This is a genomic window from Dulcicalothrix desertica PCC 7102, from assembly GCF_003991905.1.
Lineage (GTDB): Bacteria > Cyanobacteriota > Cyanobacteriia > Cyanobacteriales > Nostocaceae > Dulcicalothrix > Dulcicalothrix desertica.
Genome location: NZ_RSCL01000022.1, coordinates 174,060 through 190,178, shown reverse-complemented (window position 1 = coordinate 190,178; position 16,119 = coordinate 174,060). Strand labels below are relative to the sequence as shown.

Annotated in this window: 13 protein-coding genes; 5 read left to right on the top strand and 8 right to left on the bottom strand. The window is 37.4% G+C overall.

Features of this window, described 5'->3' with window-relative positions; all coding sequences use genetic code 11:
• Positions 1–63: 63 nt before the first annotated feature.
• Positions 64–2,814 (bottom strand): HEAT repeat domain-containing protein, encoded by a 2,751-nt coding sequence (locus DSM106972_RS37135; RefSeq protein WP_127085391.1) that lies wholly within the window; start codon positions 2,812–2,814, stop codon positions 64–66.
• Positions 2,815–3,207: 393 nt separating this feature from the next.
• Here DSM106972_RS37135 and DSM106972_RS37130 point away from each other — a divergent pair, with 393 nt between their 5' ends.
• Positions 3,208–3,417 (top strand): hypothetical protein, encoded by a 210-nt coding sequence (locus DSM106972_RS37130; RefSeq protein WP_127085390.1) that lies wholly within the window; start codon positions 3,208–3,210, stop codon positions 3,415–3,417.
• A gap of 99 nt (positions 3,418–3,516) precedes the next feature.
• Here the strand turns inward: DSM106972_RS37130 and DSM106972_RS37125 are convergent, their stop codons facing one another.
• The 3 genes from DSM106972_RS37125 to DSM106972_RS37110 all read right to left on the bottom strand — a co-directional run bounded on the left by DSM106972_RS37125 (position 3,517) and on the right by DSM106972_RS37110 (position 7,083).
• The gene (locus DSM106972_RS37125) at positions 3,517–3,696 is read right to left on the bottom strand and encodes a hypothetical protein (RefSeq protein WP_127085389.1); all 180 of its coding nucleotides are present in this window, start codon (positions 3,694–3,696) and stop codon (positions 3,517–3,519) included.
• Entirely contained in the window at positions 3,689–4,039 is a 351-nt protein-coding gene (locus tag DSM106972_RS37120) for a hypothetical protein (protein WP_127085388.1), read from the bottom strand. The genes DSM106972_RS37125 and DSM106972_RS37120 overlap by 8 nt, the downstream gene beginning before the upstream one ends.
• A 224-nt stretch (positions 4,040–4,263) precedes the next feature.
• Positions 4,264–7,083 carry a DUF4132 domain-containing protein gene (locus DSM106972_RS37110; RefSeq protein ID WP_127085387.1) on the bottom strand — a complete coding sequence of 940 codons (2,820 nt, stop codon included), beginning with the start codon at positions 7,081–7,083 and terminating at the stop codon, positions 4,264–4,266.
• Positions 7,084–7,371: 288 nt separating this feature from the next.
• Between DSM106972_RS37110 and DSM106972_RS37100 the strand changes: the two genes are divergently transcribed.
• Both DSM106972_RS37100 and DSM106972_RS37095 read left to right on the top strand, forming a co-directional pair.
• Positions 7,372–9,216 (top strand): peptidoglycan-binding protein, encoded by a 1,845-nt coding sequence (locus tag DSM106972_RS37100; RefSeq protein ID WP_233787349.1) that lies wholly within the window; start codon positions 7,372–7,374, stop codon positions 9,214–9,216.
• 341 nt (positions 9,217–9,557) lie between these two features.
• Entirely contained in the window at positions 9,558–9,956 is a 399-nt protein-coding gene (locus DSM106972_RS37095) for a response regulator (RefSeq protein ID WP_127085386.1), read from the top strand.
• Here DSM106972_RS37095 and DSM106972_RS37090 read toward each other — a convergent pair.
• Together DSM106972_RS37090 and DSM106972_RS37085 are read right to left on the bottom strand one after the other, a co-directional pair.
• A complete protein-coding gene (locus DSM106972_RS37090; protein ID WP_127085385.1) occupies positions 9,913–11,718 on the bottom strand; it encodes a response regulator in 1,806 nt (601 codons plus the stop codon). The two genes, DSM106972_RS37095 and DSM106972_RS37090, sit on opposite strands and share 44 nt — an antisense overlap.
• Positions 11,719–11,748: 30 nt before the next feature.
• Positions 11,749–13,281 (bottom strand): PAS domain-containing sensor histidine kinase, encoded by a 1,533-nt coding sequence (locus tag DSM106972_RS37085; protein WP_127085384.1) that lies wholly within the window; start codon positions 13,279–13,281, stop codon positions 11,749–11,751.
• Between the two features lie 157 nt (positions 13,282–13,438).
• On the opposite strand from DSM106972_RS37085, the gene DSM106972_RS37080 reads away from it, so the two are divergent.
• Positions 13,439–13,819: a response regulator gene (locus DSM106972_RS37080; RefSeq protein WP_127085399.1), complete on the top strand. Its 381-nt coding sequence runs from the start codon at positions 13,439–13,441 to the stop codon at positions 13,817–13,819.
• A 36-nt stretch (positions 13,820–13,855) separates the two neighbouring features.
• Here the strand turns inward: DSM106972_RS37080 and DSM106972_RS37075 are convergent, their stop codons facing one another.
• Together DSM106972_RS37075 and DSM106972_RS37070 are read right to left on the bottom strand one after the other, a co-directional pair.
• A complete protein-coding gene (locus DSM106972_RS37075) occupies positions 13,856–14,413 on the bottom strand; it encodes a PRC-barrel domain-containing protein (RefSeq protein WP_127085383.1) in 558 nt (185 codons plus the stop codon).
• Positions 14,414–14,863: 450 nt separating this feature from the next.
• A complete protein-coding gene (locus DSM106972_RS37070) occupies positions 14,864–15,052 on the bottom strand; it encodes a hypothetical protein (RefSeq protein ID WP_127085382.1) in 189 nt (62 codons plus the stop codon).
• A gap of 45 nt (positions 15,053–15,097) precedes the next feature.
• On the opposite strand from DSM106972_RS37070, the gene DSM106972_RS37065 reads away from it, so the two are divergent.
• Complete coding sequence (locus tag DSM106972_RS37065) at positions 15,098–15,778, top strand: aldehyde dehydrogenase family protein (protein ID WP_233787350.1); 681 nt, start codon at positions 15,098–15,100, stop codon at positions 15,776–15,778.
• Positions 15,779–16,119: the final 341 nt, after the last annotated feature.

Genomic DNA, 16,119 nt, shown 5'->3' with positions numbered 1-16,119 from the left:
GAACTTTCGCAATTTTGAAATTAGAGCTTTACTTTCTTGGCATTATAATATTAATTTAGCACGTTAGGTACGCAAGAGCCGCTTTTGAAAAACGTTAATAGGAATATTATAAGCTGCTAGCTTAATATGAATTTCCTTTCGTTCATCCTCAAATAGTTGCTCGATAATAAATTGAGGAATTACACCAATTTCTGCAAATTCTTCCAATTCATCTAGATTTTTTTGTAAAGTAGCAGTTTTAATTTCTGATTTAGCGACTTCATCCCAGCCATCATTAATTTCTCCTGCCAGATTAACATGGAAACGTGCGGCTTTTACAACTTCAGGGTGTCTACTCAAAGTTGACTTTTCTAAAATGCTTTTGGGTGTATTAGGATGGTTTGCTACTGCTAATAGAATTTTCTTACTAGAAAGACTAGCTGCTTGCTCTAAAATTTCTGCTGATAATGCTTCGCCTCTAAATAAACTAGGTAAATGAAGCGATACATTACTATAATCGTCAGGCTGATTAGTTAAAATTGGATACTGAGCAAGATTTGACATAGCAGCATTACGTACAACGTGGTTTCCATCCTCTGTCAACTTTTGAACAATATGACGAGGAGTACTAGGATTTTGAGCTATAGCGTAACGGTTTAACCAAATAGGTGAACGGAAGTTTTTTGCTAAATATTGAGTAGGGGTTTGAGGATGAAAGAAAGTAATTAAACGACTCAAGGTAGGTGTAGAGTGTTGAGCATATTTTTTCAACACTTTCGGTGCAACATCCCTTACCAGACTCTCTACTACTGTTGATTGCTCTGAATGATTTATATCACTTATATTTGAGGCGGCGCCGGAACGTACATAAATATTTTCATCTTGTAATAGTCTTTCCCTGGTTGTTACTGGAGTACTAGGATTTTGCGCTACCGATAAGCGTACTTTCCAATTTTGATTCTCTGCTAATTGTTCTAAAATACTAACTGGGGTATTTGGATGGCGCCCAACAGCTATAGTTATTTCTTGACTTTGAACTTCTGATAGTTGTTGTAGTAAAGTTGCAGGAATATCTGGGTTATAAAGGATTTGTTTATTTAAATTATTAGCCGCCTCATCTGAAACATCATTATTTTCATTAATGAATTGTAGCAAAATGCTTATTGAGGTGTTAGAGTTACTACCAATCGCGCGGCGAACTTCTTGCTCTTCATCTAAAGCTAGTTGTTCTAAAATACTTACAGCAGTATTTGGATTTCCAGCAACCTCACGACGTACTAATTTAGACTCATCTATAGCTAATTGTGCCAGGATACTTGCAGGAGTATGTTTATGAGAAGCAACCTCTCGTCTATCTTGTTCATCCTGACTGTCTGCTAGTTGTTGGAGAATATCTATAGGTGTACTAGGAGGAAGTAAATAAGTACGGAATTGCCACCCACCATTTTTTACATCTTTAACTACATCAGAAAGTTGAGAGACTTTAATAGTTTGTACATAAGCTTTGTGAGCTAGACTAATTTCTTCCGAAAGAATCTGCATCCTTTGTATACCATCGTCAGCGTATTTATCACGAGGTACTAAGTTTGGAGATAGCAGGATGTGAGAATCTGAATATGCTGTTTCATTAGTTACATCTAACCTTTCTTCAGCAATGTCACGAACATAAGCACAAGTATCTTCTACTAACTGTTCTAAAATATAAGCAGGAGTACTTAAGTTTTGAGCAACAGCCCAGCGTACCTCCCAATAATTATCTTTTATTAGCTGTTCAAATACATGAATAGGCGTACTGATATTAAAAGCTACAGTTAAACGTAACTGTAGACTGTCAACTACAGCAAACTGTTCTAATAGATTTGCAGGTGTATTTTGATGACGAGCAACGCCTAAACGAATAGTTTGCCATCTACTGCTAGCAAATTGACTTAAAATTTCTGATGGAGTGTCTGGATTTGAAACTGCATTATATTGATGATAAAATTTTTGTACAACGTTTAAGGGCGTATTAGGATTATTAGCTGCTACGTAACGAACTCTATCATCACCAAGAAAGTTTTCTAAAAGATTCTTGGGTGTATTTGGATGTTTTGCAACTGCTATTTTAATTTCAGGTTCCCTGTGTTTATCAGAATCTCTTATTAGCTGAGTGAGAACTTTTGCAGATGTGTGTGGTTCTTCAGCGATTATTAATCTAGTAAAGTCATCAAAAACAGGTAAAATAAAATCAGGGATTACACGGAGTTTTAATAATTTGTATTCGTCGTCCCAACTTCTCTCTAAATCACTAATTGCTACTGCTTTAGTTAAAACTTCATCTATATTGCCTAACTCCTGGCGCCAGTTTACATGAAGTTTTACTGCATCAACTACTTCCGGTTCTTGACTTTGCCTTAATTTATCCAAAGCACTTACAGAAGTATTGGGATTAATCAGTAAAGTTAACAATACTTTTTTATGAGAACAGTCAGCTACCCATTCTAAAAAACGTACAGGAATTCTATCTTGCTGCATTAAGCGCAATAGTACCTTTTCGGAAAAACGCTTTAATAAATTAGAATTTCCGGAAACAATCTTCTCAAAAACAGGATTATCTAATACTTCTTGCGGAAACTGCCAAGCTAACTTTATCAAAACTTCTTGAGGTGTATTAGGATTTGTAGCAACGTTTTGCCGCGTAACATAATCAGAAGTGGCTATTAAATCTCTAAGCAACTCACTATCTGCATTAGAATTATTAGCTACGAACCTTGCTAGTTGTGGGTTAAGAATAGCTAGTTCACGTAAGCGGTTTGGAGAAGTATTTTGATTAACTGCTTCTTGTTCTAAAGTCATATACAATTTTAAGTATTTGATTAATTGAATGTAAAAATGCTGCTTGTATCTATCATCAACTTTTATCAAAGCTTGCGTTAGGGCTTGCTATTTATTTCTTTTTGCTGTGACAATATGTAAATCTATTAATACCTCACTAAAAACTACAGTATCTACCTCACTAAGGTGTAGTATTCTTTCTTTAGGGACTCCCCCACATTCCGTTAATAGAAGAGACATAACTTCCAGAAACAAAACAACAAGCATCAATTACTTCCGAACCATACATATCACCACCATGAAAAGCATTTTCATAGTGAAGAAGTAGAACAATTATTTTCATGGAATGATGCTTGGGAAAGTTTGCAAAGAGAAAGCTGGATAAACGCCTCATTCCATAGCAACGTTGATAACATGAACCCAATTTGGGATATTGCTTATGATAGAGCTTTAGAAGTTGTATCAAAATCAATTTATTGTCATGAATTTGAAGAAAATATAAGTGTACTAAGAAAGACGCACGCTGAAATAGAAGAAGCCAACAAGATGATGGATGAATTAATCGCACACCTTGATGCACAAATTGCTAAACAACTACAACGTCAAAGGTCACTAATAGATTAAACAACTTCAAGCAACAGGCTTACGTACTGGGCTTTTATAACTTAGGGTGCATTTATTCGTATTAAATGCACCCTACTAACATAATTATGAAAAATAATTTCAATTTTGCGGAAGTGTTTGCTTTGTTCGTTTGGGTTGGGATGCAATCTGCGCGTCTAGATGTGCTAATAATTTATCAAGTGATTTTCCCATCTCCTTCATTTCTTCCTCTGTTTTTTTGAGATTTGCACTTAATCTTTCTCGAACCTCTGGTGGTGGTACATATGGTTGATTATTCATCTGTGAGTCTCCATTCAATAGTGATTTCTTCAATACTCCGAAGCCTAGCAGCCATTCTCGCTTCAACATCACTGATTGTTTCCGTAAGTATAGTTATTGTAGCTGCGTCGGCTTGTGGTTGTATTGTAGCAGTTCTTAATGTGACGTTGGTTAACCGTTGGTAATTGTTTGTAGCTTCCTCTGCAATGTTTTGTAATGTATCTAAATCATTGACAGTGCTTTCTGTTTCTCCGTGCCTGGTAAATAGTACATATTCAGCAGATTTAGCTGCATTAATAATGTTAATTAGTTCTTGACAGTTTAACCAAATCCGATTACTTATTTCTTCTGGGATTGTAGCCATATTGTTACCAAGATTTTTAGTAGAATAACCCTTATTGTCGTGTCAAACTACAGTTTTTGTACTGTTTGCTATATTATCCCTTATAAGTAGACGACCAGTTAAACAATTTACGCAAACGCTGAGAAGGGTTAAACTTAAATACCCAAGTTTTTGGTTCTGTTCTAACGTAGTTGTTAGATAATGTTTGTGTATGTGTTGGGTTAGGCTGTACGCGGAAAGCCAACCTACGTTAGCAGTGTTAAATCTCGAATTACTTCACTAATGACGAGCGGGTCAATATCTCCCAGACGTATGGCGCCTATATCATTAACATCAAGGCGCCTTGAAGCTGTTTTAGTTGGATAAAAGCAACACCCTTTCTCTTCTCCTCCAATAACAGCTCTAACATAAGCTTTTGAAAACTCGCGTGAAGTCCGAGTGAGATAACCATTATCTACTCCTTCATAACTTCGTGCCCAACCCGGTCTACCAGCAAGGTAAGTAAAATAAATATCTTCAAAGCGTGTCAATGCGTATTTATCTGTTTCTCCTGGTTCTAGAGTGTAAATTTCTCGATTTATTTGTGGGAATGCAGGGAATATTTCATAGTCACTCAATATTTGTCCCCAAGCTGCTTTTTCTTCCAAACTTAGATAAATAGGATGCACTATACCTACTGTTTCATTCTTTGAAAGCAAGATTTCATTATCGTGGCTATCGCAATATGTGTAGTCTTCGGCAACTCTAAAGGTGTTAATTAATTTACCTTCAGTATTATATTTACCCCATATTAATTGCTGTACTAAATGGCTCATTAATGGATGTTGTACTAGCAATAATTCAAACTCAGTAACTGCCCACTGGCGCCTGTTACACATTGCTAACTCTAAGCGTGTAGCTTGAATTTTCAGCATTTGAGAAAGCTGCTTTTTAAGGAGTTTCCAGTCTTCTGTAGCTTGTTGTGCTTTCTCTATATCATCTTGCTTTCCTGGTTTGGGCAGGTTAGTAAAACGTTTACCGTTGGCATCTCGCACCATTGGCTTTAGTTCGGCGCCGAGTACAAAGTAAAATTGACGTGAGCCATAATCAAATATTTTTGTACCTTTTTCATTTAAACCACAATCTGGAATTATTCTGTCTTCTAGCTGTTCGCGCGTGAGTTTACGTTCTTGCGCTATTGACTGCATACACTCATTGGCTTTTGTCTTCAGCGCTCTGAACTTGACCTTTTCTGCAATACTATGAATCAACATTAAAGCTGTATCGGAAGCTATCGCACGTAAACACTCCAAACCAAGAACCGCGCGTTGATGGAAGCTTTCACCTGGCCATTTACGAATTAAAGGAGCAAGTTTAAGAGCAACTGCATCTGAACCGACTAAACCCAAAGCAGTCATTCCCCATTTTTCCTTAGCTGTACCACCGTCATTTAGCCACAGTTCAAATAGTCTCCAAACAAAATCATCTAAAGACTTGCGTTGAGCATGAAGTTTAATATCTTGGATTAAAGGATGACAACTATCAAGGGTGCTTTTGCGTAATGCCTGTAAAACGGCTATGATTTGATTATCGTTAAGCTTATTATTTTCAATATTGATAGATGGTAACTCTTTGAGTAACACCCATTCAGGAAGCTGAGTTTTATTCAAGCTTCGCATTTGTGAATGTAGCCATTGAGGAGTTGTAGCTTCATCAAAGTACTGTTCCTGCTGCTTCTCACTTTCAAGAACTTCTATCTGAATTTTTCTTGCCAGCGTTACCTTTTCATGCTTAATAGCATTGGCAATTAATTCACCGTGTCCTTGCTGTTTCAAGTCTCGCAATACTTCAAGCGCTATCGAAGCAAGTTGACTATCTCCAGCTACAACAGGTATTAAACCAACAACAGTATAATTCGGATGTTCTTCTAACCACTGACGCGCGAGTTCTGGAACTTTAGAAGAACGTATCAAGGTTAACATTTGGAGAGCATTTTCGGAAGCTTTTACTAAAGCCAATATTTCAAACAAGTCTACTGCTTGCTCTTTGTTTTCTGCCTTCAATATACTATCACGCACCCAGTCCAAAGCTCTATATTCAGTATGAGCAAGCCATGCGCGTACATGAACTGGTTTAGTTAATAGTATTTTCAAACGTCGGACATGAGTTTCTACCAACTCTGCACTTCCAAGACCGAAAATTATGGGGAGTGGGTCTTGAATATTACTGTGAGGGTTCGGCAAACTCTCGACAAACGCTTTAACTTCGTCGTGCATTCCCAAATAAGCAGGAAGTTGTTTTAACCATTGGTCACGATAGTATACATGGGAAGGAAGCAATGCAATACCTTGAGGCGCCTTTTCTAATATGGGTACTAATTTCTCGCGTAACTCTCTTAACTCATTATCATTTAAATAAGGCAAGACGTAACGATGTAATCCTGGTATTAAAATATTATTTAGTGTATTAGCTGCTGCTGACCTAATTTTTTCGGCAACAATACGAATAGCTAAATCGTTTGATATTAAAGGGTTATAGCTATGGTCTGCCAGAAACTCTTGCAAATTATACTGAGCCTCACTGTAACCAAATAGCTCCATACTATCAAGAAGGCTGATATCAACTAGACTGCTAATAACTTCATCAATAAGGCAAAGATTGGCAATAGCTAAAACTAGTTCGGGACTTCTCCAATTCTTACCTCCAGACCAAATTAGTTTAGAAGTGATAAGCTCAACGCTAAGATTCCCTGTAAATGCAATATTATTTAAAGATTGTACAAGCGCTTGAATACCTGAGTCTGTGTTATCAAGACTGTGGGTCATCGCTGTAAACCAAAAATGAGCTTCTTGTTTTGACAGTGCAGAACTAATGGAAGCTTTCTGCCAGTTTATAAAATAACGAGTACTGGGCTGACGCGCGCGCTCACTTCTTACAAAAATCTTCTCTAACCGTAAGAGCGCATCTTTTTTGTCAAAGGGTTTTGGTTGAGGTCGTGCAAGAGGGTTTCTAGGGCGCCAAGTTGCCCAGAACCAATCTTCAGGATTTATTTCTACTCGCGCGGTAATGTCTAGTTGCTCCCTCATACCTTCCCTGTGAATGAGATTTATTTACTCTTCGTCGAAGCTTACAATCTTAGAATGCCCACAAAACTGACTCTAACTAACACACTTGCAGGTTTTTTATAAAGTTAATCGTATTCGCTCAAACTTTGGTTGGGTTAGGCAAAGCCTCCACCCAACCTACAAAGGTTTTTTCTAGTTTACAATTTGTAATTTAATTATCCTTGCTTTTGTGCTGTCTTCTCCGTAATTCTCGCAGGATATCTTGAAGCTTAGTTATGTAGTCAATAATTAATCAAGTTAAATACAAATATGATAACTGCGATTCAATGTCCAACATTTAGACCTACTCTGAGAGTTGGTAACAAGGGGCAAGATGTAAAAGAGTTGCAAATACGCCTTAATCAGAGATTTGTTTCAATTAATACCCAGATAAGTGAAATTTCTGTTGATGGTGATTTTGGTTCACAGACTGAAGCTGCGGTTAAATTCGTCCAATGTCTTGGTTTTTTACCTGTGAATGGTATCACTGACGCAATTACTTGGAATTTTATCTGCAATGGTGCTGCTAGTTTGCCTACTTTGAAACTTAATAGTTCTTCCGATGCTGTTCAAGCTGTACAAATAGCTCTGTCTCAATCTAATTTGTATAACGGCGCCATTGATGGTATCTTCGGTAATCAGACGGCACAAGCTGTTAAAAACTTTCAAGCGTTTCAGGGTTTGACTGTCGATGGTGTTATTGATGTTAATACTTGGACTGCTTTGATTAAGCTAGATAGCCATATTAAGCGTTGCTTCTATTATTTGAATAATTCGGTAATTATTCAATGGAATAACATCTACTTGGAAGTTGTGCGTAAATTAGGTGGCGCCCCTGGCCCGATTTCCCGTATGGGAGCAATAATGCATATTGCGATGTTTGAGGCAATTAATCTGCTTTCTGGTAGTCCTTACGAATCATATCTGCCCACTGCAAAATTACCGCTTGTGGTTAGAGGTTTAGACCCTGCTACAAGTGCTGCCTATGCTGCTCGTAAAGTGTTAATTGTTACAATTAAACAACAGCTTCAAGCTGCAAACAGTTCTGGTAATGTAATGAATGCAGGCTTCTCACCAGAGTCGTTTTTACAAGAGTATACGCAATCATTACGTATGGGCAATCAAGAACGCGCGTTTGGTGAGGCAATTGCTGATGCTATTTTGCGAGAGCGTGAAAACGATGGCTCACAACAGGCAAACACACCCCCAACTGTGAAGTTTGGTTTTGCTCCTGGTGATTGGCGCCCGACAGATTCATCTTCATCTGTGACACCGCAGTGGGGTAAAGTGAAACCCTTCGGTAGTTGGCAGTTAAATCAAATCGGTAATTTCTTACCAAAAGCATTGAACGTCAATAAGTTCAGCAATTACGGGCAGTTGCTCAAAAGCCGAGAATATGCGGAGCAAGTCAATGAAGTACAGCGACTAGGTAAAGCTAATTCCTCTGAACGGACTCCTGAACAAACGGAAATTGCTTTCTTCTGGGCAAATGATTTAGATGGTACTTATAAACCACCCGGTCAGCTTTACGATATTACACAAATTGTCGCCAAACAAGAAGGGGTTGAACAAAACCTACTTGATACAGCCCGCCTATTTGCACTCGTTGGAATTGGTATGGCTGATGCAGCTATTGTTGCTTGGTATGTGAAGTATCTGTTTCCTTCAGAGAACAATCCCAATAACTTAATCCGGTTATGGCGCCCAGAATCAGCTATACGTTTGGCTGATACTGACAACAATCCTAAAACAGTGGCAGACCCAAGTTGGCAACCGCTTTCAGCCATGCGAGATGGTACGCGCTTTTCACCATCTTTCCCCGCCTATATTTCTGGACATGCTACGTTTGGCGCCGCTCATGCAGCAATGATGCGTCAGTTCTTCGGACAAGATGCAATTGCTTTTACTGCCACAACTGAAGACCCCAACGCTCCAAGCGACCAAGATGGCAACAAATCTCGTCATTTTAACAGTTTCACTGAAGCCGCATTAGAAAACGGTCGTAGCCGCATTTATCTTGGTGTCCACTATCAATGGGATGCTGATGGTGGCTTTGAGTCAGGCACTAAGGTCGCTGAGTTTGCTTTCAACCGTATATTACGTAAGAAAGGCTAAGTAATAAGCGTTGCCTACCAAGTTCTAGCAAAGTACTACTGGTTTAAGTTAACCAGTAGTACTTTATGCAATTAATATAGATAATATAGAGTAATAAAAAGAACAAAACTGTTTAGTCCTCTTTTATAAAAATTTTTCCACGACTTTTCCACTTTTAAAGAATAAGCTTAAAACATCGTTCTAATCAAACCCTACCTAATACCTAATAACTGATTGATTCTTGCGTTTCAGCAAGAATCGATTTTTTAATCGTTAGGTATTCGCACTCGTGTTAAGTATAAAAAGAGAAGCAAATTGAAAATGACTATTGAAAAATGTTTTATTAAAAATTTTAAACTGAGATGATAAACAAGAAAATTCTTATAGTTGATGATTGCCCTGATAGTTGTTTAATGATGCAAGTAATATTAGAACTCAACAATTTTGATGTAGATATAGCAAACAGTGCAGTCTTAGGATTGGATAAAATTATTAATAGCCAACCTAATGCAGTAATTACAAATCATATGATGCCAAATATGGACGGATGTGAACTCCTTCGTTGCATTCGTAGATTAAATGATTATAATCATCTTCCTGTTTTAATGGTCAGTTGTGTTGATGAAGCGTATATCACCGCAAAATCACAGTATAAATTTAATGCTTTTATTCAAAAGCCAATTCATCTTAATCAATTTGTCGAAATAGTTAAAAAATTTATGGTAGACGATTTACACGAAAACGGTTTAAAATACGAGTAATTAATTCTGCTTCTTTAATAGGGGCAATAATACAATCATCGGCGCCTTTCTTATATAAGAGCGTTGAAATATCTGCTTGTGACTCATCAACAATAAACATGATAGGTAATGAGTAAAAATCAGGGTCATTACGCACTATCTGACAAAGTTCAATCCCATCTATATCAGGCATTTTTACACCTAAGATAAGTACATCAGGTAAAAATTCTATCAAAGTATCCCAAAACTGACAAGTGTCTTGGAGAGTTTTTATTTTACTTCCCCAAGGCTTTAATAATTTTTGAATGATATTTAGTACGTTTAAGTCATTATTTACAATCATGACTTTAGCTTCCGACATATCAACACTTTGCAGTATTTGAGTAATGTAATGCAATATTTTTTCGCTCGACATTAACTTATTCAAGAAACCGCGTCCACCTGCACGCGCTACTTCTACACGGTGATTAAAACTACTTCTTTGGGTTAAAACTAACGTAGGTATTGGTGGTGTTCGATTGGAAAATTCTTCGATTAGCTTCAAGCTATCTTTTATATCATAGTCTGAATCAAGGTCAATTAGCACTACCGAGGCATCTATAGATGTTACTCCACTTTTAACAACGGAGCTAATAGTCGCAGTATTTACTATAATTCTAAGTGTTGCATCTACCAGTTGCTGTGCTATTTGCTCATCATCACTTACTACCAAAAGCACGTTCGAGGTAAATGTATTATTTGTGTCAATGTCGGTTTGTTCTAATGAGCGTTGCAAGTCCACCACAAGTTTACACAGGTGTAATGACTGTGCTTGGTTAATTGGCGCCACATCTTGAAATATATTATCTATTTTTTCGGCAATTTGGGAAGCGAGCGCGAAACCAAAACTTCCCAACGACCCTACTAGTTTATGAGCTTCTTGTTTTGCATCTTCCCACAGTTGAGGGTTTTGTTTACCTTCATAAATAAGATTAATGTGTTGTTTTAACAAATTAACGCGCTCTCCTACTTTAGCTTTAAAAGCTTTTTGTTGTTTGGCTATTTCTGCTAATAAAGCTTTCTTATTATGTGCTGACTCTGACTCGGCATGACTAGTTTCTTTGTCAGATAAGGGTTTCAGGCGATAACCCATTCCGTAAACCGTTTCAATAAGATTATAGTCGGCGCCGGAGGACTTGAGTTTTTGTCGTAAACTTTTAATATGAGATTTAATAGTGTCTTCTTCTGGTGGGTCTTTTTCAGTTCCCCAAAGATTATCTATAATTGCACTGCGGTTGAAGATACGTTGCTTGTTACGTAAAAAAAACTCTAAAATGCTAAACTCTTTAGCTGTTAGATACAGCACTTGATTTGCATAGGTAACTTCACAACTACTAGGGTCAAGTTGCAAACTTCCCCATTCTAAAATAGGAGGTAAGGATGAAGTTCCTCGACGCCCTAAAGCCCGAATGCGTGCTGTTAACTCTTGAAAATCGAAGGGTTTGACGACATAATCATCTGCCCCTGCATCTAAACCAATTACCTTGTCGTTGTTAGCATCCAGTGCTGTTAAAAGCAAAATCGGCATTTGATAACCCTCTCGCCGTAATTGCCTACAAATATTGATGCCATCAAATTTTGGTAGTAATACATCTAATAAAATTAAGTCATAATTATAAGTTGTCGCCAACTGCCAACCATATTGACCATCGTTAGCAATATCAACTACATACCGCAACTTTGTAAGAACTCCAGCAATTGCACTAGCAAGCGAATTATCATCTTCAACTATCAAGATTTTCATATAAAATATTGCTTTTTTAGCATCCTCACGCTACTCCGTTGAAAAAGGTAGTTTGACTGTAAATGTTGCTCCTCGCCCTATTCCTCGACTTTCTGCTTGGATGGTGCCACCATGTAATTCTACTATATGATGCGAGATTGCTAACCCTAAACCTAATCCTTTATTTGACCTTGTACTTGTATTGTCTGCTTGACGAAAACGTTCAAAAATATACGGCATAAATTCAGGACTAATACCTAAACCCGTATCGATTATTTGAATTTGAGCATCAAAGATAGTATTTGATAAGCGTATTTCAACTCGTCCATTATTAGGTGTAAATTTGATAGCGTTAGAAAGTAAATTACATATAACCTGTTGTAAGCGTTCAAAGTCACCCCAAATAATTTCTTGTGAAGTATCTAACACACATTTAATTTGGATACATTTAGCATCTGATTTATATTGTATAATTTCAATAGCTGCATTAATTACTGCAACCAAGTCAACATTTTCTTTAGATAGCGAAAGTTCTCCTCTAACAATACGTGAAATATCCAAAAGGTCTTCAATTAGTTGTAATTGTAAGTTAGCATTACGTTCTACTGTTTCAATCGCCTCTTTTTGCTTTGAATCATCGAGCATACCTGTTTGCAACATGCCAACCCATCCAACTATTGAGGTCATTGGGGTGCGTAATTCATGAGAAACCATAGCTAAGAAATCATCCTTAGAACGATTCGCTGCTTCTGAAGAGGCACGTGCGGCTTGTTCGCGAAGTAATAATTGCTCGCGTTCTTCCTCTGCCTGCTTACGCTCGGTTAAGTCCTGCAAAATTTTAGCAAAGCCTTGCAGCTTTCCATCTTGAGTTTCATCTTTTAAAGGGATAACAACCCCTGAACCCCAAAACTTGGCGCCATCTTTACAAAGATGCCAACGATTATATGATGACATACCATCAGTTACAGCAGTATTTAATGCTGACTCAGGTTTACCTCGTGCAATATCTTGAGGTAAAAAAATACATGAAAAATGCTTACCTATAATTTCCGCTTCTTGATAGCCTAAAATTCTTTCTGCTCCTTTGTTCCAATCAGTAATTAAACCATTTATATCCATCATGAAAATAGCGTATTCCTTTACTCCTTCAACAAACAAACGGTAACGTTCTTCGGAGGTGCGTAATTTTATTTGGCTTTGTAGCAAACGCTCGTAATTTTGCTGTGAAGAAAGTGCATTAATTTGAGCTAGAGCTTTGGCAGAGCGCAACATTGAGTTAAGCGCGCAAATCAGCAAAGAAACTAGTACAAACTGAACTAAACCCACTAGAGCGTTATTATGAACAGCCAAAGTAGAAATTAGAGGCAAATAGAAATAAGCGCACACAAATGTTGATAAAATAGTTGCCAGTAACCCTGGTTTGAAGCCACCGTACCACGAACTAACCATGACAGCAGCAAAAAATAATGGGTAAATCGTCAAATTATGCACTTGCCATAATAGCTGTGTAAGCATTAGAGCCAATACAACCGCTATTACAGCAACATTGTAACTTTTTAGTAGAGAGCGTCTTAACTTTTGCATCCTCAAGGTGGTGACTTCAGGGGAATTATCACTTAATTTCTACACCAATTTTCCACTTTTTAAAGATAAGCTTAATAAAAGTAAAGCTTAACATATCAAGACTGTATTATGTAGATATTATTCAATGCTAACAGAATCATTACAAAATTATTTAACAATGACAGCCAAGCAAATCTTAGTTATTGACGACGATTCGGACATCCGTAAATTAATCCAGACCTGTTTGGAAATAATGGGTGGTTGGCAAGTTCTGACGGCTAAGAGTGGTAATGAAGGATTACTTTTTGCTCAAACTACTCAACCAGATGCCATCCTCTTAGATGTAATGATGCCTGAAATGGACGGATATGATACATGTCAAAAACTTAAAGAAAATCCAGTAACTCAACATATCCCTGTAATTTTACTAACAGCTAAAGGACGCACTGCTGACAAGCATTTAGTTGCTGAATTAGGAGTAAAAGGTATAATTGCTAAACCCTTTAATTCTCAGAAGCTAGCTGCTCAGGTAGCAGCAGCATTGTATCAAAGTCTGTAAACTTATAATCTAAGTAGCAATTTTATGAAAATAACACTATGCAGTTTCCATAAAAGCCCTCAAACAAGCATACTTTTGCCTTCTGATAATTGTATTACGCCAAAAAATGTTTTTCCTACTCATTAAGTGTTCTTCATACATTTTGAGATTACGGTCGCTTACTTCATAAAAGTATGGCTCCAGCATATAATTATAAGTAGCCGCGCGGTAAAAAGGATGTAAATCTGTAACTGTCACTAACGGACGGTAAACATCCCTGACTTGCTCTTCATAATCATTATCAATTATAAAATCTTCTTGAAACTCAGGTAAATTGTTAAATTGCTCTTTAGTCAACCCAGGAACAGATATACATTTATTGTCATAGTCCACACTAGCCAATCCAACTGGCAACAATACTTTAGTTCTAAAAAGCCAAAAGCCCTTATCAATAACAAAATAACGGAAACGACCATTATTTCCATCAACTAATATATTAGTAACAACACTAATTAACTCATCCTTAGTATGAACATAAAAATTTTTAACATCAAAACAAGACAATGTTTCGTCACAATAATCAGAGTAATATTCATCTAAATTGTGCAAAGTCATTTCTGTCCCCCCAACAAAATATTTAACTATTTAGTTGATACTTTATTTCACTAAGCAAAACTGAGTATCTAGTTGAATTATGAACTTCTGTAAAAGCTCGTATGTTTAAGCTTAAGTTCCAATAGTGAAAAAGTCGGGTAGAATTTCTATGCACTTTATCAATATTATGAAGATTCTTCTAACTGTGGTTATTGCCTATTTATGTATTATTAATAACCACATGCAGCAATCGCTTATGCCTTCCTGATATTTTTACTCCCGGTATGGCAAAGGGCAGAGAGCTTTTATCTGCTACAAGAAAAAGTATAAAGAGATGCAAGTCATGCTTTCTGCCTTGGCATGATAACACTATTATTTATTTATGAAGAAAATATAAAAAATTAAGTAGACCAAGACCAGTTTAATAAGGTGATGGGCTACATTGAGGCAGGGATGCGGGAAGGTGCCCCTTCAGGCAGGAGCTACGGGAGCTACGGAATTCTTAGAAAAGAATTTTACGTATGCTAACAATGCTAAAGTTACTAAACCTAAGAATTTACCATTAGTATTTTCTGGCACTGCTTTGGCGCCAGTTCCAACATAACGGTCAGACCATTGTCGAACAGCATTAAAATGTATTGGTGTGCGCGCGTTCTGCATTGAGTGTATTGTCCACCATTTGGTACGACAAAGGTTTGTAACTGTGTGGACTCTGAAAAGTTCGGCGCCATAAATTGGGCAACACTTTCAGAACTCTTACCAAGCGCCCACAATAGTTTATTTTTTAATCAGGGTCAGTGCTGTAATGCAGGTTCACGGCTATTTGTAGAAGAGAAATGTTACGACGAATTCGTTGCTAAAAGTGTTGAACGAGCAAAGCAACGTACAGTTGGCGACCCCTTCGACCCTAAAACTCAGCAAGGACCGCAAGTAGACCAAGACCAGTTTAACAAAGTGATGGGCTACATCGAAACTGGAATGCAAGAAGGTGCCCAAATGCTATGCGGAGGACATCGAGTTGGTGAGCGTGGATTTTTCATTGAACCCACAGTTTTTGCAAACGTGCAAAACGAAATGAAAATAGCCCAAGAAGAAATCTTTGTACCAGTGATGAGTATCATTAAGTTCAAAGATATAGATGAAGCAATTCACCTCGCCAATACTACAATGTATGGACTTGCCGCAGGTGTATGGACACAAGATATAAGCAAAGCTCTGGCAATAGCCAACAACGTGCGCGCAGGTACAGTTTGGGTAAATTGCTACCACGTATTTGACGCCGCTGCACCCTTTGGTGGTTTTAAACAATCTGGCATGGGTCGCGAACTCGGCGAATATTGCTTAGAACATTACACCGAAGTCAAAACAGTAACAGTTAAATTGTAAAAATTCCCAAAAATTTAACTCTTTCTCTTGTGGAATGGGCATCCTTGCCCGTTCCATATATAAATTAAAAAATGGCGAAGTATTACTGGTTATATCGTGAAATTTGGAAAGTTGTAGCACAGGCGCCTTGATCTATGCAGTCATATATTTTTTTTACCACAGAGACACAGAGTACACAGAGAGAGGAGGTACTACTGGTTTACATTAACCAGTAGTACCAATTTGCGTCATTTGAGATATATATCCGCTTTATTGACCGATTGTTTGTGGGTTCATTGTACGATTGCATATTTGTACTAGTAGGGGTAAGTTCGTTAACCAAGACTATATTAAAAGGTTAA

Coding starts and splice junctions, on each gene's coding strand:
- DSM106972_RS37135 (WP_127085391.1), bottom strand. CDS start 2,814: ATGACTTTAGAACAAGAAGCAGTTAATCAAAATACTTCTCCAAACCGC.
- DSM106972_RS37130 (WP_127085390.1), top strand. CDS start 3,208: ATGAACCCAATTTGGGATATTGCTTATGATAGAGCTTTAGAAGTTGTA.
- DSM106972_RS37125 (WP_127085389.1), bottom strand. CDS start 3,696: ATGAATAATCAACCATATGTACCACCACCAGAGGTTCGAGAAAGATTA.
- DSM106972_RS37120 (WP_127085388.1), bottom strand. CDS start 4,039: ATGGCTACAATCCCAGAAGAAATAAGTAATCGGATTTGGTTAAACTGT.
- DSM106972_RS37110 (WP_127085387.1), bottom strand. CDS start 7,083: ATGAGGGAGCAACTAGACATTACCGCGCGAGTAGAAATAAATCCTGAA.
- DSM106972_RS37100 (WP_233787349.1), top strand. CDS start 7,372: ATGATAACTGCGATTCAATGTCCAACATTTAGACCTACTCTGAGAGTT.
- DSM106972_RS37095 (WP_127085386.1), top strand. CDS start 9,558: ATGATAAACAAGAAAATTCTTATAGTTGATGATTGCCCTGATAGTTGT.
- DSM106972_RS37090 (WP_127085385.1), bottom strand. CDS start 11,718: ATGAAAATCTTGATAGTTGAAGATGATAATTCGCTTGCTAGTGCAATT.
- DSM106972_RS37085 (WP_127085384.1), bottom strand. CDS start 13,281: ATGCAAAAGTTAAGACGCTCTCTACTAAAAAGTTACAATGTTGCTGTA.
- DSM106972_RS37080 (WP_127085399.1), top strand. CDS start 13,439: ATGACAGCCAAGCAAATCTTAGTTATTGACGACGATTCGGACATCCGT.
- DSM106972_RS37075 (WP_127085383.1), bottom strand. CDS start 14,413: ATGACTTTGCACAATTTAGATGAATATTACTCTGATTATTGTGACGAA.
- DSM106972_RS37070 (WP_127085382.1), bottom strand. CDS start 15,052: ATGCAGAACGCGCGCACACCAATACATTTTAATGCTGTTCGACAATGG.